Genomic DNA, 17,646 nt, shown 5'->3' with positions numbered 1-17,646 from the left:
ATAAGTAATATTGTATGAGGAATTAATGTTGTGGTTTTGACGACGGAGCAGGAGGCCAGAGCGGGGTCGGCCGCGCCCTCTTTTTTTCCAGGTTGTGATGTCACGCTGCATCGCTTTTTTTTGATGGGCTGCTGCGTTATGTCGAGGCGTCTTTTTGAGTGGGTTGTGGCGTCACGCTGCGCCCCTTTTTTGGGCGGGTTGCGGTGTCAGGCGGCGACATCTTCTTGGGTAGGGTGTGGCGTTATGTCGCATCACCTTTGTTAGGGTGTTACGGCGTCGCGCTAGATTATCTTTTGGGGTGAGTTGCAGCGTCATGCAGCATCACTCTTCTTAATGGGCGACCGCGATCCTCTGGGGCACCTTGTGTATGAATGCGGCGTTATGCCGCGTCACCTTTTTTTGGCGGGTTGCGGCGTAGTTCGGCGGCACCGGGGGTGAGGCGGACGAAGGTGCGGTCGGGCAGGCGCAGATCGACGATCAGGACATCGCGTTCAAGCAGGTCATGTTCGGAATCAAGTACCGCAAGGCGTTGCCATGCCTTGTCCATGTCCTTTTCGGGCAGGCGGACATACATGCCGTTGGCAAGTTGAATGTTCCAGCGGCGATGGCCGATGCGCTGCGCGCCGGTGACCTGATCATAGAGATGGGGAACCGATTTGATGATGCTGAGCATCTCGGCGGCATGTTCGGGGGCGTCATCACCGACCAGAACCGGCAGGTCAAGATAGTCGCCCAGTTCATAGTTCTGAAGCTGCGCGCCATCGCCATCAATCAGCACATGGTTGCCTTGATCTGTCTGCCAAAGGGCAAGTGGGCGGCGTTCAACGATGGAGACAATCAGGGTGTCGGGCAATTGGCGTTCAACAGCAGCCGTGCGCACCCATGAAAGCTGTTCGATCCGTTCGCGCGCACTGTTGACGTCAAAGGTAATGATCGGGGTGCCGGGCTTTTTGCCGATGGCTGCCAACAATGCGTTGGGATCGGTTTTTTCGCGGCCCGATACTTCGATGTTTCTGACCGTCATGCCAAAATCGGCAGACAGGCGAATGGCTTCGTTCTGGGCGATGGTTAACCACGCATCCGCACGCCCGGTTTGCCACAGCGCAATCGGGCCAAGGGTAAAAACACCAATAAAGCCGGTCCACCAGACAACATGCGCGATCCGTTTGACGTTCGAGGCAACGCTATGTTGTTTATCAAGCTTTTCACGGCGTTCGCGCGCCTGTTCTTCGAGCGTGCTTGATGTTCCTAACGCTCGCATGAGGCGTCCTCCACCATCCATGCGACGATGTCGGCAAAGCTAAAGCCGTCATGGCGGGCGGCATCGGGGACAAGTGATGTTGGAGTCATGCCGGGCTGGGTGTTGATTTCAAGAATGGCCAGACGGTCGTGTTTGGGGTCATAGCGGAAATCCGCCCGTGCAATGCCCCGGCATCCCAGCGCGCGATAGGCGGCTTCGGCGTTTTGGCGCAGTTTGGTGCGCAAATCATCGGAGATATCGGCGGGCACGACATGTTCAGAGCCGCCCTGGGCGTATTTCGATTCAAAATCGTAAAAGGCATGGTTGCCGGTCAGGATTTCAATGACCTCCATGGCGACACCATCCTTGACCGCGACGGTCATTTCACGGCCCGGCACGAATTCTTCCTGCATGACGCCCGCCCCATGCACCCAGTCACGCGCCAGCATGTTTTGTTCTTCCTCCGCCGTCAGGATGATTTCAACCCCGACAGACGACCCTTCGTTATTGGGTTTGAGAACATAGGGCGGGGGCAGGGCCGCACCCTTGGCAATTTCATCGCGCGTCACCCAGACATGGCGCGCACAGGGAATGTCATATTCCATGAACATCGCCTTGGCCGACATTTTATCCATGGCAATGGCGGACGCGCGCACACCCGAATGGGTATAGGGAATATCCATGATTTCAAGCAGACCCTGAACCGCGCCGTCTTCGCCCCAGCGCCCGTGCAGGGCATTGAAAATCACATCGGGTTTGGGATCAATGGCGGTAAGCTGTGCGGCGAGATCGCGGGTCGCGTCAATTTCAGTAACCTGATAGCCCTTTTCACGCAGCGCCTTGATGCATTCGCCCCCCGAGGACAGGGATACTTCGCGTTCGGCCGACCAACCGCCATAAATGACTGCGACATGTTTGCTCATGCGTCTTTTCCTATGATTGAGTGGCCAAGGCGTTCGCCAATGCGCCGGATTTCCCAGCGCAAATCAACGCCACTGTGGTGTTTGACCCGTTTTTTGACTTCATCGCCCAACTGTTCAAGATCAAAGGCGGTGGCAGTGCCGAGATTGATCATGAAGTTGCAATGGTGCGGGGACATCTGCGCACCGCCAATGGTTAAGCCACGGCACCCGGCGGCATCAATGAGTTCCCATGCACGGTCCGGTGTCGGATTGGCAAAGGTTGATCCGCCGGTACGCGATTTGATCGGTTGTGATCCGGCGCGGGCATCCTGAATTTCGGCCATGCGGTTGGCAATTTCATCCCTGTCGCCCGGTTCCCCACGCAGGACGGCGGATGTGAAAATCCAGTCATCGGGCACGCCGCAATGACGATAGGATAACTCCATGTCGTCGGGGGTGACGGTGTGAAGGTCGCCCTTGCCATCAATGGCGGTGGCGGAGACCAGCACATCCTTGATTTCGGTGCCATAGGCCCCGGCATTCATCCGCAGTGCCCCGCCAATGGTGCCCGGAATGCCCGACAGGAATTCCAATCCGGCAATACCCGATTGCTGGGCGGTTTGCGCGACATTAAGGTCGAGCGCACCGGCCCCGACATGAATGTCGCCGTCCTTGATCACGGCATCGGTAAACGGACGCCCCAGACGGATGACCACACCGCGAATGCCGCCATCACGGACCAGAAGGTTTGATCCCACCCCGATGACCGTCACGGGCATATCGGCGGGCTTGTTTTTCAGAAAACCGGCAAGATCGGCCTCGTCGGAGGGGCGGAACAACACATCAGCCGGGCCGCCGACCTGAAACCAAGTGACCTTTGACAATTGTGCGCCTTCGCGCAGCTTGCCACGGACCTTGGGCAGGCGATCAATCAGAGGTGTGTGGTGTCCCGGCGTGCTCATGACAATCTCAGTTTTTCAGGGCTTCGAGTTGGGCGGGCAGGGCGTTGGCCCATGCGCTGATGGAGCCGGCACCAAGGCAGACAACCAGATCGCCCGGTTTGGCCGCAGCGGCGATGACTTCGGCCAGTTTTTCCGGTCCTTCAAGCGCGCTGACATGGCGGTGACCCCGGTTGCGCAATCCTTCGACCAGTGCATCGCGCGATGCGCCTTCGATCGGGGTTTCACCGGCTTCATAGACATCGGCGACAATGACGTTGTCGGCATCGTTAAAGCAGGTGCAGAAATCTTCGAACAGGTCATGCAGGCGTGAATAGCGGTGCGGCTGCACCACGGCGATGACATTGTTCTGGGTGGCCTGACGGGCGGCTTTGAGCACCGCCTTGATTTCGACCGGGTGGTGACCGTAATCGTCAATGATGGTGACACCATCAACTTCGCCGGTTTTGGTAAAGCGGCGTTTGACCCCGGTAAATCCGTCAAAGGCGGAGACGATTTTCTCATCCGGGATGCCAAGTTCAAGGGCGACCGTGATCGCGGCCAGCGAATTGGACACGTTATGGTCGCCAACCATCGGCAGGCGGACATCCTTGATGATGCGTTCTGCGCTGTCGACCCGTTCGCGGATCACGACGTCAAAGACGCTGTCGGAGATGTTGGTGCGCACATTGGTTGCGCGGACATCGGCCTGTGGCGAGAAGCCGAATGTGAAAATACGGCGGTCGGTGACCCGGCCAATCAGGGCCTGCACTTCGGGATGGTCGATGCACAGAACGGCAAAGCCGTAAAACGGGATGTTTTGAACAAAGTTTTTAAAGGCTTCGCGCAGTTGGTCGAAGTCCTTCCAGTGATCAAGATGTTCCGGGTCGATGTTGGTGACAACCGAAATGGTCGAGGGGACCTTCACAAAGGTGCCATCCGACTCATCGGCCTCAACCACCATCCAGTCGCCATCGCCAAGGCGCGCATTGGTGCCATATGAATTGATGATGCCGCCATTGATCACGGTCGGATCAAGGCCCGCCGCATCCAGCATGGTGGCAACAAGTGATGTGGTGGTGGTTTTGCCATGCGTGCCACCGACGGCAATCGCGGCCTTAAGGCGCATCAGTTCAGCCAGCATTTCAGAACGGCGGACAACCGGGATCATATCAGCACGTGCGGCGACAACTTCGGGGTTGTCAGATTTAACCGCGGTTGAAATCACAACCACGTTGGCATCGGTGATGTTGCCAGCTTCGTGGCCGACAAAGACCGTGATGCCAAGACCGCGCAGGCGCTGAACATTGGCATTGTCAGAGATGTCAGACCCTTGCACCGAATAGCCAAGGTTATGGAGAATTTCGGCAATACCGGACATACCGATGCCGCCAATACCGACAAAATGGATGGTGCCGATGTTGAGCGGCAGGGTGTTCATTGCGTGTCTCCTTGGTCTTTTTTACTTATGTTTTCTGCATCTGGTGTGCCTGCCGGGTTGAGACCCAGCATATCAAGCACCATATCGGCCAGCCGTTCGGCAGCATTGGCGCGTCCGGCGGTTTTGGCGGCCTTTGCCGCACGGGTCAAGGCCGCAGGGTTGCGTAACAGCTTTGCCAGCCGGTCGGTGACGGTTTCACTGGAAAAACGGTCTTGTGGCATGAGCCACGCGCCCCCGGCGTCTTCGACCTGCTGGGCATTAAAACGTTGATGATCATCGATGGCATGGGGCAGTGGCACCAGCAAACCGGGACGCCCGGCAGCGGTCAATTCGGCCACGGTGGATGCGCCGGAACGGGCAATCACCAGATGGCAATCGCGCAGGCGTTCGGGGATGTCATCGATAAAAGATGCCAGTGTGACATCAATGCCCGACCCGTCATAGGTCTTGCGCACCGCATTGATGTCTTCGTCGCGGGCCTGCTGGGTGACGACAAGGCGGGTGCGAATGCCTTCGGGCAGGTTGACCAGTGCGGTCGGCAGGATTTCGGAAAGAACGCGTGCGCCCTGTGACCCGCCGGTGATCAGAAGTTTGATCGGGCCATCTTCGGTCGGCACGTCATAGGTGCTGTTGGCAAGGGCGGCGACTTCGGCGCGCACCGGGTTGCCGGTCCAGATGACTTTGTTCTGATCATCCGGGTCAATCAGGGTGACGGTGGGAAATGACGTGGCAATGCGTTTGGCCGCCCCTGCGACCAACCGGTTGGCACGGCCCAAGACCGCGTTTTGTTCATGAATGGCAAACGGAATGCCCAGCCACTTGGCCGACATGGTGGCCGGGATGGAGGCATATCCGCCAAAGCCGATGACGACAGCCGGTTTGGCCTTTTTAATCATCGATCGGGCTTTGAGCGTGCCAAGGCCAAGGCGGGCAGCACCCATCAGGCGGCCTTTAATCCCCTTACCGGCAATCCCGCCCGCGGGCAGGATGATGGTTTGCACCCCATCGACCCCTTCGGTATAGCGCGCAGCCCGTGCATCGGTGAAAAACAGCACCTTTGCGCCGCGCCGGACCAGCGCCTTTGACAGGGCAACGGCGGGGAACATGTGACCACCCGTCCCGCCGGATGTCACGGCGATGACCTGCCCGGCAAGCGGGGTGTCATTGGCGGTGGAAATATCAGGTTGTGTGAGTTTCGTCATCTCGTCCACATGTTAAACGACGGCACGCGCCAAGGTTCCCCCATCAAAACCCGATAAAGGTTAATATCCCTTCAAGCGGGGGCGTTTATAGGGCGGGAATTTGTCGTTTTTTTGGGACGGGGTGTGTCGTTGGGGTGTTTGAGGGCGGGGGAGGTGGTGACGTGCTGTTTAGGGCTGCGTTCGTGGTGGGATGGACTCCCGCCTTCGTGTTGTGTCCCGTGAGATTAAGAAGTGCTTCCAAAGGAGCCTTGTAACCGAGGGATCTCAATCGTGTTCTGTTATAGTTGTCGATGAAGGTTCTTATGAAATCGTTTCGTTCGGCGTGAGTTGAGAATCGATTGCGCCCGGCATTTTTCCCGTTTGCGGGGGCGTTTGCGAGGGCTTCGCCGAGGCGACGGTTGAAACGCTCGACCTTGCCATTGGTCTGTGGTCGATAGGGACGGGTCAGCTTGTGCTTGATCCCGTGTGCGGCGCAGACTTTGTCAAAAGCGTGCTTTCCGGTTCCTTTGTTGCGCGTTGTCCAATAAGCGCCGCCAAACCGGTCGGTGAATTCCGAACCGTTATCCGTCAGAACGGTGTGAACAGGATAGCCAAAGGCATCAAGGAAGCGCCCAAGGCAGGCCGCAATGGTTTCTGCACTTCGGTCCTGGACGATCTCGACATGAGCGAAGCTTGTCACGCGTTCGATGGCAACAAAGACGTAGGCCGGTCGCCCGCCGATCCGGGTCAGATGTTTGAGATCGGCATGGACATAGCCAAACGCCACCGGCTCGAAAGTCTGCGACACCTGTTTAGGGGCTGCAGGCCTGCCAGAGACGCCATGGCGTTTGAGGCAGCGATGTAAAGACGAGCGCGAGATGTCGGCCCGCACACAGCGGTGCATGACTTCCAGAATATCGTCAATGGACAAGCCAAGCCGCGAGCGTAGTTCAACGGCGATTTCTTCCTCGCAAGCGTCAAAGCGCGTCTGGATCCGTTTTGGGCGATGCGAGTGATCTTCAACATCGGCCCGGCCTTTCCATCGTCGGATGGTGGTCGCGCTTACGCCGAGTTCCACGGCCAGTTCGGCAACGGAAGCACTGCTTGCTTGAATGTAGGCGCGCGTGCGTGGCGTTGTGGTGGCATTGGCATGCAGCTTCAGATCCATGATACAGCCCTCTTCTTGAGATAAGCCATGCCTCTTTCTACACTATCACTATACAACCAATCATCCGAAATAAAACACCTTCGCGGGAGTGACGGTGTTGGGCTGTTGTTTTGATGAGGTGTCATTCCCGAGAAGGCGGGAATCCATTACGCACCGTTCGTGGGCAGTTATTCGCCCGGACGTTTGCGGGTGAGCGCCAGCACAAAGCCCATGCCAATCGCAATGCCTATGGTGGCCGAGCCGCCGTAGGAAACAAACGGCAGGGTCATGCCCTTTGGCGGGACCAGTTGCAGGGTGGAGGCCATGTTGATCACGGCCTGCAAGCCGAACTGGACGAGAATGCCGGTTACCGCCAGCACGACGAACAGGTTGCGTTCGCCCATGAGGCGCGACAGGCCGCGCATGATGATGAAGGCAAAGACGCCGACGACCAGCACACAGAACAGCAAGCCGAATTCTTCGCCCGCCACGGCAAAGATAAAGTCGGAATGGGCATCGGGGATCGAGTTTTTGACCCAGCCTTCGCCCGGTCCACGGCCCATGATGCCGCCGTTCATGAAGGCTTCCATCGAGCGTTCGATTTGATAGTTGTCGCCCGATGCCGGATCAAGGAAGCGGTCCACACGTGATTGCACGTGCGGCAGGATCAAATAGGCACTGACCGCAAGGCCAACCGCGCCAAGGCCCAGACAAAACACCAGAATGATCGGAAGGCCAGCGAGGAAGATTTGCACCGACCAGATGGAGGTCACAACCACCGTTTGGCCAAAGTCCGGCTGGATCATCAGAAGGAAGATGCACAGGGCGAGCATCAGGCTGCTGACGATGTAGCCGGGGAAATTGGGGTTCAGGCGGCCTTCGGCGAACATCCACGCCACGACAACCGCAAAGGCCGGTTTTAAAAACTCGGACGGCTGAATTGTGATGCCCGCAAGGTGGATCCAGCGCACAGCCCCCTTGATCTCGGACCCGATGAACGGGGTGATGATCAAAAGGAAAATGACGCCAAGGAACATGATCGAGGCCAGCCTTCTGACCCATTTCACCGGCAGCAGTGAGATCGAGAACATGCAAGCGGCAGCAAGCCCCAAAAAGACGAACTGGCGGGTGACGAAGTGGAAGCTATCGACATTGATGCGATCGGCTACCGGCGGGCTTGCCGACATGACCAGAAGTGCGCCAATGCCCATCAGCAAAATGATGGCGGCAAGAAACCAGCGATCGACCGTCCACCACCAGATGCCCAGAACGGAGGTGTCCGCGCGGGAAAAGGCAATATTGGTATTATGACCAAACAGCGATTTCATGAGCGTTCCTGCGCGTTGGTGGCGAGATGGGCATAAATGTCGCGGAAGGCATCGCCGCGGGCTTCGAAACTTTTGAATTGATCAAACGACGCGCAGGCCGGGGTCAGCATGACCACCGGGGCGTCATCGCCATGTTGGCGGGCATCTTTAAACGCCGCCTTGGTGGCGACATCAAGGGTTTGGCATTTTTCCCATGGCAGATCGGTGCCAAGGGCGTTGGCAAATTCGTTGGTCGCCGCCCCGATCAGATAGGCCTTTTTGATGTTGGGGTAAAATACCTCAAGCCCGGCGATGCCGCCTTCTTTTGGTTTGCCACCGACAATCCAGTAGATGTTCTGATAGGCCGATAATGCCTTGGCCGATGCTTCGGCATTGGTGGCCTTGCTGTCATTGACAAAGACAACGCCGTCAATGGTGCCCAAGCGTTCCTGACGATGGGCGAGGCCCGGAAATGACAGGATGCCATCAATGATCCGGGTGGCATCGACACCGCGTGCACGACACAGCGCATAGGCAAAGGCAATGTTTTGCCAGTTATGTTTGCCGGGCATCCGGGTGACGGTGGTGAGATCGAGAATGCGGGTTTTGGCCCCGGAAATATCATCAATCAACCAGCCATCGGAAACATAAATGCCGTGATCAACCGGTTGGTTGACCGAAATTTCGATAATGTGGCGGCCGCCTTCGCGGGCCAGTTCGACCGACATTTTGGCACAAGGTTCATCATCAATTGAAATGATCGCCCATTTCGGGCCCTTGTTGCGCGCAAAGATTTGATGTTTGGCCCCGATATAGCCATCCATCCCGCCGTGACGATCCAGATGATCCGGCGTGATGTTTAAAAGTGCGCAGGCATCAAAGGCGGCCTCGGTCAGAAGGTCAAGCTGATAGGACGAGAGTTCAAGCACCAGACAATCATCAGGACCAGATGGTTCAAGACCAAGGGCGGCATTGCCAAGATTGCCCCCGGCCTGCGTTTTGATCCCGGCACCGGCCAGAATATGGGCGGTGAGGGCGGTGGTGGTGGATTTTCCGTTGGTGCCGGTGATCGCCAGGGTCGGCACATCGGATTGGGCGGTGCAGAGCAATTCAACGTCGCAAATGATCGGCACACCGGCCCGGCGTGCCTTTTCAGCTGCCGGATGCGGGGTCGGGAAGGTGGACGGGATGCCGGGGCTTATGACCAGCATGTCGGGTTCGGTCCAGTCACATTCAACCAGATTGATCGGGGCAAGGCCCAATGGCTCGATCAGATCGCGGCCCGACGCATTATCATCCCACGCCCAGACAATCGCCCCGGCATTGATCAATGCCTTCACACTGGCAAGACCCGATTTGCCAAGCCCCAGAACCGCGATGGTTTTGCCGCGCAAGTGTGAAAGATCAATCAAGGGTGTGTTCCTTAGCGAAGTTTAAGGGTGGCAAGCCCGACAAGGGCAAGGATCACGGCAATGATCCAGAAACGAATGACGATGGTTGCTTCCTGCCAGCCCTTTTTTTCAAAATGGTGATGCAGCGGCGCCATACGAAACACGCGTTTTCCGGTCAGTTTGAACGAGCCGACCTGAATGATCACCGACAGCGTTTCAAGCACAAACAGACCACCAATGATGGCCAGCACCAGTTCGTGTTTGGTGACAACCGAAACCGCCCCAAGTGCGCCGCCCAAGGCAAGCGACCCGGTATCGCCCATAAACACCATGGCAGGCGGGGCGTTGTACCACAGGAACCCAAGGCCAGCACCGACCAGCGCGCCAAGGAAAATGGTGAGTTCCCCTGATCCGGCGACGTAATGGACCTGAAGATATTCGGCAAACTGGATGTTCCCGATCAGATAGGTGATCAGCGCAAAACTGGCCGCGGCAATCATGACCGGCACGATGGCAAGCCCGTCGAGCCCATCGGTCAGGTTGACCGAATTTGACGCCCCGACCATGACGAACATGGCAAACGGGATAAAGAACCAGCCGAGATCAAGCAGGTAGTTCTTGAAAAACGGGAAAGCCAGTGCGGTCGAAAGCGGATCGGCGGTGTTGTAGGAAATCCAGAAGGCGGCAAGGGCGGCAATGGAAAACTGACCGAGCAGCTTTATCTTGCCGGGTAATCCCTTGGTGTTTTTCTTTGACACTTTTAGGAAGTCATCAAGGAAGCCTAGGAAACCATAGCCGATGGTGACGAGCAAAACCGCCCAGACATAGGCATTGGTCAGATCGGCCCACAAAAGGGTGGCGATGGATGTTGAAATCAACAGCAAAAGACCGCCCATGGTGGGCGTGCCTTTTTTGGTCAGAAGGTGACCTTCCGGGCCGTCTTCGCGGATCGGCTGACCTTCGCTTTGTTTGGACCGCAACCAGCGGATCAGGGACGGACCCAGAACAAAAGCAAGGATAAGCGATGTTATGATCGCGCCGCCTGTGCGGAACGTGATGTACCGAAATAGGTTGAAAACCGGCATCTGATCGGCCAGCGGATAAAGCAGATTATAGAGCATTGCTCTTGTCGTTCCTTCTGCGACGAATTTCTATTGGGGTGCGGGTTTGTTGACCACGCCGCCCGATTTTAATGCCGATACAATTTTCGAAACGTAAATGCCAAGCGATCCTTTGATCAAAACCACGTCGCCGGGCTTAAGATCGGCCTTAATTGGCGCAATTGCGGCGTCCGCAGTTTCAAAATGTCCGGCATTTATGGCGTCTGGCAGGGTTTTATCAAGCTCAGCCATCAAGGGACCGACGCAATAGACCCGGTTAATTTCCATCGCGGTCAGGGGATGATGAAGGTCAGCATGCATTTTAACCGCATCATCGCCCAGTTCGCGCATGTCGCCCAGAACCGCGATCTTGCGGCCACCATCAGTCGGTTTGGTTTGGGCAAGAACCTTGATCCCGGCCATCATCGAGGTCGGATTGGCGTTATAGGCATCATCAATCAGGGTAAAGGTGCCGTTACCCGAAGGCAGTTTGACCGTGGATGTTTCGCCCCGGCCTGCGGGCGGGGTGACATCGGCCAGATCGCGCGCAGCGCGTTCGACGTCCGCACCAATGGCGGCGACACAGCCCAGAACGGCGAGGGAGTTCAACACCCAGTGTTCGCCGGGGCAGCCAATGAAATATTCAAGTTCATGGCCATCAATACGCGCGCGCACCGCGCTGCCGTCGTTGACGATGTTGGCTTCAAACAGGCGGTAATTGGCAACCGCATCGGTGCCAAATGATTTGATGTCGGTGAGGCCCAGTTCCTTGGCCCGGCGTGCCAGTGCGAAATAATGCAGATTGTCACGGTTGAGGATCACCGCACCATCTTTGTCCAGACCGTCAAAAATCTCGGCCTTGGCCATGGCGATTTCGGCTTCGTCCTTGAAATATTCGGTATGTGCGCCGACGACAGTTGTGATCATGGCAACCGATGGTTTGACCATCTTGACCAGCGGGCTGATTTCGCCGGGATGGTTCATGCCGATTTCAAGCACGCCATATTGCGCATCGACCGGAAGGGTCGCCAGACTGATCGGCACACCCCAATGGTTGTTAAAGCTGGCGGGGCTGGCGTGGGTTTTGCCCTGCTGGCTCAGCACATATTTTAGGGCTTCCTTGGTGCCGGTTTTACCGACACTGCCGGTGATGGCGACGATTTTAGCGTTGCTTCGTGCACGCCCGGCGTCGCCCAGACGGTTCAGGGCGGCCATGGTGTCATCGACCAGAAGGATTTTATCGGGATCGGTAATGCCGGTGGCATCATCGACCATGACGGCACTCGCACCAGCATCAAGGGCGGCCTGTGCAAATGTGTGGCCATCAAAATTCGGGCCCTTAAGGGCGATGAACAGATCGCCCCTGGTGACCTTGCGGCTGTCGATTGAGATGCCCGATACCGTCCAGTCGCCGGATGTTGTGCCACCGGTTGCGGTTTGGGCATCTTGTGCCGTCCATAAAACAGCCTTGGTCATAGGGTTACTTTCTTTCTCATCAGGCCGTTACGACCAGGGTGCCGTAACGGGAATTTATGGTCAGTTGCCACCGGCAAGGATGCTGCGCGCGACAGATGCATCATCAAACGGCATCACCTGATCGCCGATGATCTGGCCGCGTTCGTGACCCTTGCCCGCGATGATCAGAACATCATTGCGTTGCAGGATGCCAATGCCGCGTTTGATCGCATCTGCGCGGTCGCCAATTTCAATGCCGCCGTCACATGCCTTTTTGATGGCAGCGCGGATGGTGGCGGGATTTTCGCTGCGCGGGTTGTCATCGGTGATGATGGCAATATCGGCGAAATCCTGTGCGACCTTGCCCATCAAGGGGCGTTTGCCGGTATCACGATCCCCACCCGCGCCAAAGACACAGACAATGCGTCCTTTGCAATGCGGACGGACAGCCTTGATCACGGTTTCAAGTGCATCGGGGGTATGGGCGTAATCAACAAACACCGGTGCGCCAAAGCTGGTTTTGCCAACCAGTTCCATGCGACCCCGCACACCTTCGAGCTTTTCAAGGGCGAGAACCGCCGGGTCGATATCGGCACCCGATGCGATGACAATCGCAAGGGCGGCCAGCGCGTTCATCACCTGAAAACTGCCCATCAGCGGCAGGTGAATTTTGTATTCACCCTTGTTGGCCAGAAGGGTCAGTTTGGTGCCGGTGCTATCAGGAATAGCCGAAACCAGTTTGATGTCATCGGCATTTTCGCCGTAGGACATTACGGTTAAGCCGCGCTTTTCGCACATGGCTTTCAGGGTCGCGAACTGTTCGACATCGGCGTTCAGAACCGCAGTGCCATCGGCGACCAGAAGGTCGGAGAACAGGCGGGCCTTGGCGGCGAAGTATTTATCAAAGCTGCCGTGGTAATCAAGATGATCGCGCGACAGATTGGTAAAGGCAGCAACGGTGACCTTGACCCCGTCAAGGCGATGCTGGTCAAGCCCGTGCGAGCTTGCCTCCATCGCGACGTGGGTCACACCGATTTCAGACATTTCATTTAAGGATTGATGCAGGGCAACCGGATCCGGCGTGGTCAGCGAGCCTGGGATTTTTGCGCCCGCAGCACGAATGCCAAGGGTGCCGATCGAGCCCGACATATTGCCCATGATCGTCCAGAGTTGTTCGGTAAAGATCGCGGTGGATGTTTTACCGTTCGTCCCGGTGATTGCCGCGATGTTGGCGGGTTGCTGCCCATAAAAGCGCGCAGCAAGCTGTGCGTAACGCTTTCGCGGGTTTTCAACCGGGATCAGGGGAACCGTCGGGGCACTTGGACGGGGCGTTCCGTCCTTGGCCAAAATGGCGGCGGCGCCGAGCTTGATCGCATCGGCGATATATTTCGAACCGTCGTCTTTGGCACCGGACAGGGCGGCAAAGATATAGCCATCCTTTACGGTGCGTGAGTTTGCTGTCAGGCCCGTAATGTTCGGGTCCTGTCCTTGGGCATGTTTAAGTGCCGCTTGATCACCTGCCATGAGTTCAGAAAGACGCAAGTTTGCGTTCCCCTTTGCGAAGTTCAATCTGCAACGCTTGCTCAATCTCCGGCGCCTTCGCATTCGCCGGTTCAATGCCCAAAAGGGGAGCAATACGTGTCACAACCTTGCCAACCGCAGGGGCGGACACCCATCCTGCTGTGGCAAATCCATAGGTTTTTTTTGTGCCTTTGGGCTCGTCTAGCGTCACCAGAACCACATATTTCGGGTCCTGCATCGGGAAGGCGGCGACAAAGGTTAACATGCGGGCGTTCTTTACGTAGCGCCCGTTCACGAGTTTTTCCGAGGTGCCGGTCTTCCCGCCAAGGAAGTAGCCCGCCACTTCGGCGTTTTTGCCCGATCCTTCGGTCACAACCAGACGCATCAAGCGACGCATCAGGTCAGACGTTTCTCGGGAAAAGACACGTTCGCCTGCCGGGGCACCGTCCTGTCTGAGGACGGTGGACGGGCGGCGAATACCACCGTTTGCAATGGTGGAAATACCGTTGACGACCTGAAGCGGGGTGACGGCAATGCCGTGACCAAAGGCAATAGTCATGGTGTTGATTTCACGCCACGGATTGGGCACAAGCGGCCCGCCGACTTCAGGAAGTTCGATTTCTGGCTTGTCGAGCATGCCAAGCTTTTTGAGGTATTTTTGCTGGGTCGCGCCGCCAAAGGCCATCGCCATGCGGGCCGAGCCGATGTTTGAGCTGTGGACCAGAATTTCCGGCACGGTCAGCCAGCGGTTCTCGGCGTGGTAATCACGGATCGAGAAACGTGCGACCCGCAGTGGTTCGGTGGCATCAAAAACCGAGTTCAGGTTTGCCGAGCCGGTTTCAAGCGCAATCGCGGTGTTAAACAGTTTGAACACCGAACCCATTTCATAAACGCCCAGCGTGCTGCGGTTGAACCGCGCATCCGCAGGCGCCTGACCGGGGCGGTGCGGATCAAAATTGGGAAGGGACGTCATGGCGATGACTTCGCCGGTGTAGACATCCATCACAAGCCCGGCAGCCCCGACTGCACTATAGGTTTCCATCGCACTTTCGACTTCTTCCTCAAGCGCGTATTGCACTCGGGTATCGACCGACAATTGCAACGGGCCGTTGTTGATGCGCAGTTCGTTATCGAATTCGCGTTCGGCACCGGCAATGCCGTTATTATCGATGTCGGTAAAGCCGAGCACGTGCGAGAACAGGCGGCCATGCGGATAAACGCGGCGCTCTTCACGTTGGAAATTCAGACCGGGAACGCCCAGCGAGTTGACTTCATATTGCTGTTCGGGGGTCAGGTTGCGGCGAATCCAGACGAAAGCCTTGCGCGAGCTTAAATGCCGGATCAGCGTATCGCGGTCCAGATCGGGCAGGGCCGTTAGCAGCATGTCGGCGGACTCAACCGGGTCCTTCACGACACGGGCATCGGCATAAAGCGAATTGGTCGGAAGATCGGTCGCAAGCAAAATGCCGTTGCGATCCACAATGTCAGCGCGTTCGGTTTTCAGTTCGCGCGCATCGGTTCCCGAGGCCACAGCAGGTTCGTTGCCCTGACGCAGAACAGAGGCATCAACCAGACCGTAGGTGATCCAGGTAAAGCCAACGATGAACATCGCGCCGGTGATGAAAATGCGATTACGTGCAGTTTCAATCGCCAGACGTTCACGTTGATCGGGTCCGAGTTCCGGACGATCCCCGCGCAGCCAGTATGAGAAACGCATGAAGCTCATCGCGTGCCTCCTGCAGTGGCGGCGACCGAGGGGGCGTCAATGATCATGGCGTCAGCAGCCTCGTCAGACATCAGATCGCCCGGACGGGCACGCGGCAGGGGCAGGAAGGCAACCGCCTCGCCAAATTTGTCCAGACGATAAAGATGCTGATCGGCATTTTCGGGCAAATCGTCGATGCTGGCCATCTGCAGAATATCGATCTGCGCCAGGCTGAGATATTGCTGGGATAACCGTTCGATCCGTTCAGGATTGTTCAGGTAGCTCCATTCGGCCTGAAGCACATGAATGGTTTCCTGTTCGGCCAGAATGTCGGACTGAATATCAGCGTAGCGTTTTTCAAGGCGTTCGACTTCGTGACTGACCCAATAGGTGCCAGTCCCAATCAGGATGGTCAGAAGCAAGCCGATAATTGTCACTGCGCGGGTCATTCTTTACCCCCTTGCGCAGTCGTCGCGGGCTGATCGTTTCGGGCAACCGCACGCAGTTTGGCCGAACGCGCACGCGGGTTGGCGCGAATTTCGTCCTTCTGGCCGGTGACGGCCTTGCGGGTGATGGTCGTGAAGGTCGGCGTTGCGACTTCGGGTTCGCCCGGAAGACGGCGCGACATTTTGTTCGGATCGCCCGAACGTTCCTTCATAAATGTTTTGACCTGACGGTCTTCGAGCGAATGGAAGGTCACAACCACCAGACGACCACCGGGTTTCAGCAGGGTTTCGGCCGCACCCATCGCGCGTTCAAGTTCGCCAAGTTCGTCATTTACAAAAATGCGCAGCGCCTGAAACGTGCGGGTGGCCGGATCAATGCCGTCCTTGGATTTGCGCACGACCGAGCGCACCGCACGGGCAAGTTGGGAGGTCGTGGTAAAGGGTTCTTCGGCGCGCATTTCCATGATTTTACGCGCGACCTTGCGCGAGGCGCGTTCTTCGCCGTAGCGATAAATCACGTTGGCGATGTCTTCTTCTTCGGCGGTGTTGATGAAATCAGCCGCCGTCGGACCCGACATCGACATGCGCATATCAAGCGGGCCATCGGTGCGGAACGAAAAGCCCCGATCCGCCTGATCGATCTGCATCGATGAAACGCCGATATCAAGAACGATGCCGTCAACTTGTGGTGCGCCAGCAGCGGGGATCAGTTTGCCGATCTCGCCAAAGCAGCCTTCGACCATGTGGAAGCGACCGTTGTAGTCGGCTTCCATTTTCTGGCCGTTGGCAACCGCCGTCGGGTCGCGATCAATGCCAAACAGCTCACACTGGGCGGAATCAAGAATGGCGCGGGAGTAACCGCCTGCGCCAAACGTACCATCCACCATGATTTCGCCGTCACCGGGTGCAAGAGCGTCGAGCACCTCGCGGAGCAAAACCGGTTTGTGCGGGCGATCTTCTGTCGCAAAGCTGATGTCTTTGTCGCTCATGATGCATCCTCCTCGGTCGGGGCACGCGGGCGTGTGCCGTTCGAGGGGTCAGTCATCGGTTTGAGTTTGAGTGTCGCGCCACGGTTCAACGTCCGGGTCCGGCTGGCATCTTGCAGGGGTGTAAAGATGTCAGGGTTCCACAGACGGAAGGTGCGGCCACGGCCAACAAAGGCGACCTGATCTTCGATGCGGGCATATTCGATGAGTTCGGCGGGCAGAATGATGCGGCCTTCGCCGTCATAGGGCAGCATGTGCGAGGAGCCAAGGATGGTATCGGCCAGATCGTCGGCCTCGTCCGAAAACATGTCGAGTTCATCAAGCGATGCTGCGATGCGCTCCATGTGGCTTTCGCTACAGCCTTCAAGGGCGCTTTCCTTGTGGGATTGATACAGGTAGATGCCAGCGAATTCTTCACGTTCAAGGGCCGCACGGAACCGCTTGGGGACGGATACGCGTCCCTTCCGGTCCAGCTTGTGAATGTGCGTCCCTGTGAACAGCACTTCGCCATTCCCCTGATCAAAAAAACCAATTCAAGAACAGCTTCCCAAATGGGAGGTCAGATGACCGCTTGCTGTTTGAAATGGATATGCCCCGCATGGCACAGAAATTATGCCTACTTATGGGGTACCATGGGAAATGATGGGGGTCAATGGGATTTGATGGGTTCAGATGTGACGTTTTAGGGGATTCCCAGTGCTTCCGGTGTATATGCAAAAAGCCTGATTTCCGCCAAAAACGCTTTGAATCACGGTGTTATCCATCTCCTGCCCATGAAATCCCAAAGGTGGTCCATGGGAACCCATGGGGGCGCTAAAAAAACGGGTGTATGGGTTCTTATGGACGCGGCGTGTTTGATGTAGCTTGCGGGCATGACATACGAAGA

General features: G+C 57.0%; 15 protein-coding genes. All 15 read right to left on the bottom strand.

Features of this window, described 5'->3' with window-relative positions:
* Positions 1 to 379: 379 nt before the first annotated feature.
* The gene (locus tag AC0VXT_RS15520; RefSeq protein ID WP_475546136.1) at positions 380 to 1,261 is read right to left on the bottom strand and encodes a cell division protein FtsQ/DivIB; all 882 of its coding nucleotides are present in this window, start codon (positions 1,259 to 1,261) and stop codon (positions 380 to 382) included.
* The gene (locus tag AC0VXT_RS15515) at positions 1,249 to 2,163 is read right to left on the bottom strand and encodes a D-alanine--D-alanine ligase (RefSeq protein ID WP_475546135.1); all 915 of its coding nucleotides are present in this window, start codon (positions 2,161 to 2,163) and stop codon (positions 1,249 to 1,251) included. The genes AC0VXT_RS15520 and AC0VXT_RS15515 overlap by 13 nt, the downstream gene beginning before the upstream one ends.
* Complete coding sequence (gene murB, locus AC0VXT_RS15510; protein WP_475546134.1) at positions 2,160 to 3,104, bottom strand: UDP-N-acetylmuramate dehydrogenase; 945 nt, start codon at positions 3,102 to 3,104, stop codon at positions 2,160 to 2,162. The genes AC0VXT_RS15515 and murB overlap by 4 nt, the downstream gene beginning before the upstream one ends.
* Positions 3,105 to 3,111: 7 nt before the next feature.
* The gene (gene murC / locus AC0VXT_RS15505; protein ID WP_276650666.1) at positions 3,112 to 4,521 is read right to left on the bottom strand and encodes a UDP-N-acetylmuramate--L-alanine ligase; all 1,410 of its coding nucleotides are present in this window, start codon (positions 4,519 to 4,521) and stop codon (positions 3,112 to 3,114) included.
* Positions 4,518 to 5,627 (bottom strand): undecaprenyldiphospho-muramoylpentapeptide beta-N-acetylglucosaminyltransferase, encoded by a 1,110-nt coding sequence (gene murG, locus AC0VXT_RS15500; protein WP_475548588.1) that lies wholly within the window; start codon positions 5,625 to 5,627, stop codon positions 4,518 to 4,520. Before murG ends, murC begins: the two co-directional genes overlap by 4 nt.
* 181 nt (positions 5,628 to 5,808) lie before the next feature.
* Positions 5,809 to 6,870, bottom strand: coding sequence for a DDE-type integrase/transposase/recombinase (locus AC0VXT_RS15495; RefSeq protein ID WP_475546133.1), 1,062 nt, complete (start codon positions 6,868 to 6,870; stop codon positions 5,809 to 5,811).
* Positions 6,871 to 7,037: 167 nt separating this feature from the next.
* Complete coding sequence (gene ftsW, locus AC0VXT_RS15490; protein WP_475546132.1) at positions 7,038 to 8,177, bottom strand: putative lipid II flippase FtsW; 1,140 nt, start codon at positions 8,175 to 8,177, stop codon at positions 7,038 to 7,040.
* Positions 8,174 to 9,568 (bottom strand): UDP-N-acetylmuramoyl-L-alanine--D-glutamate ligase, encoded by a 1,395-nt coding sequence (murD, locus tag AC0VXT_RS15485; RefSeq protein ID WP_475546131.1) that lies wholly within the window; start codon positions 9,566 to 9,568, stop codon positions 8,174 to 8,176. The genes ftsW and murD overlap by 4 nt, the downstream gene beginning before the upstream one ends.
* Before the next feature lie 11 nt (positions 9,569 to 9,579).
* Positions 9,580 to 10,668 (bottom strand): phospho-N-acetylmuramoyl-pentapeptide-transferase, encoded by a 1,089-nt coding sequence (mraY, locus tag AC0VXT_RS15480; RefSeq protein ID WP_022732911.1) that lies wholly within the window; start codon positions 10,666 to 10,668, stop codon positions 9,580 to 9,582.
* Between the two features lie 30 nt (positions 10,669 to 10,698).
* The gene (locus AC0VXT_RS15475; RefSeq protein ID WP_475546130.1) at positions 10,699 to 12,123 is read right to left on the bottom strand and encodes a UDP-N-acetylmuramoyl-tripeptide--D-alanyl-D-alanine ligase; all 1,425 of its coding nucleotides are present in this window, start codon (positions 12,121 to 12,123) and stop codon (positions 10,699 to 10,701) included.
* A gap of 60 nt (positions 12,124 to 12,183) precedes the next feature.
* A complete protein-coding gene (locus AC0VXT_RS15470) occupies positions 12,184 to 13,644 on the bottom strand; it encodes a UDP-N-acetylmuramoyl-L-alanyl-D-glutamate--2,6-diaminopimelate ligase (RefSeq protein WP_475546129.1) in 1,461 nt (486 codons plus the stop codon).
* The gene (locus AC0VXT_RS15465; protein WP_475546128.1) at positions 13,631 to 15,349 is read right to left on the bottom strand and encodes a peptidoglycan D,D-transpeptidase FtsI family protein; all 1,719 of its coding nucleotides are present in this window, start codon (positions 15,347 to 15,349) and stop codon (positions 13,631 to 13,633) included. The genes AC0VXT_RS15470 and AC0VXT_RS15465 overlap by 14 nt, the downstream gene beginning before the upstream one ends.
* The gene (gene ftsL / locus AC0VXT_RS15460; RefSeq protein WP_022732915.1) at positions 15,346 to 15,777 is read right to left on the bottom strand and encodes a cell division protein FtsL; all 432 of its coding nucleotides are present in this window, start codon (positions 15,775 to 15,777) and stop codon (positions 15,346 to 15,348) included. Before ftsL ends, AC0VXT_RS15465 begins: the two co-directional genes overlap by 4 nt.
* On the bottom strand, positions 15,774 to 16,763 hold the full coding sequence (gene rsmH, locus AC0VXT_RS15455) for a 16S rRNA (cytosine(1402)-N(4))-methyltransferase RsmH (protein WP_475546127.1): 990 nt from the start codon (positions 16,761 to 16,763) through the stop codon (positions 15,774 to 15,776). Before rsmH ends, ftsL begins: the two co-directional genes overlap by 4 nt.
* Positions 16,760 to 17,263, bottom strand: a complete 504-nt coding sequence (locus AC0VXT_RS15450) for a division/cell wall cluster transcriptional repressor MraZ (protein ID WP_412775539.1) — start codon at positions 17,261 to 17,263, stop codon at positions 16,760 to 16,762. The genes rsmH and AC0VXT_RS15450 overlap by 4 nt, the downstream gene beginning before the upstream one ends.
* Between the last annotated feature and the right edge of the window lie 383 nt (positions 17,264 to 17,646).

This window comes from Thalassospira sp. Z349TD_5, from assembly GCF_056173045.1.
Note: the sequence above shows the minus strand (reverse complement) of the source record. Positions and strands in the feature narration are given on the sequence as shown.

Coding starts and splice junctions, on each gene's coding strand:
- AC0VXT_RS15515 (WP_475546135.1), bottom strand. CDS start 2,163: ATGAGCAAACATGTCGCAGTCATTTATGGCGGTTGGTCGGCCGAACGC.
- AC0VXT_RS15465 (WP_475546128.1), bottom strand. CDS start 15,349: ATGAGCTTCATGCGTTTCTCATACTGGCTGCGCGGGGATCGTCCGGAA.
- ftsL (WP_022732915.1), bottom strand. CDS start 15,777: ATGACCCGCGCAGTGACAATTATCGGCTTGCTTCTGACCATCCTGATT.
- ftsW (WP_475546132.1), bottom strand. CDS start 8,177: ATGAAATCGCTGTTTGGTCATAATACCAATATTGCCTTTTCCCGCGCG.
- murG (WP_475548588.1), bottom strand. CDS start 5,627: ATGTTCCCCGCCGTTGCCCTGTCAAAGGCGCTGGTCCGGCGCGGCGCA.
- mraY (WP_022732911.1), bottom strand. CDS start 10,668: ATGCTCTATAATCTGCTTTATCCGCTGGCCGATCAGATGCCGGTTTTC.
- murB (WP_475546134.1), bottom strand. CDS start 3,104: ATGAGCACGCCGGGACACCACACACCTCTGATTGATCGCCTGCCCAAG.
- AC0VXT_RS15475 (WP_475546130.1), bottom strand. CDS start 12,123: ATGACCAAGGCTGTTTTATGGACGGCACAAGATGCCCAAACCGCAACC.
- murC (WP_276650666.1), bottom strand. CDS start 4,521: ATGAACACCCTGCCGCTCAACATCGGCACCATCCATTTTGTCGGTATT.
- AC0VXT_RS15495 (WP_475546133.1), bottom strand. CDS start 6,870: ATGGATCTGAAGCTGCATGCCAATGCCACCACAACGCCACGCACGCGC.
- rsmH (WP_475546127.1), bottom strand. CDS start 16,763: ATGAGCGACAAAGACATCAGCTTTGCGACAGAAGATCGCCCGCACAAA.
- AC0VXT_RS15520 (WP_475546136.1), bottom strand. CDS start 1,261: ATGCGAGCGTTAGGAACATCAAGCACGCTCGAAGAACAGGCGCGCGAA.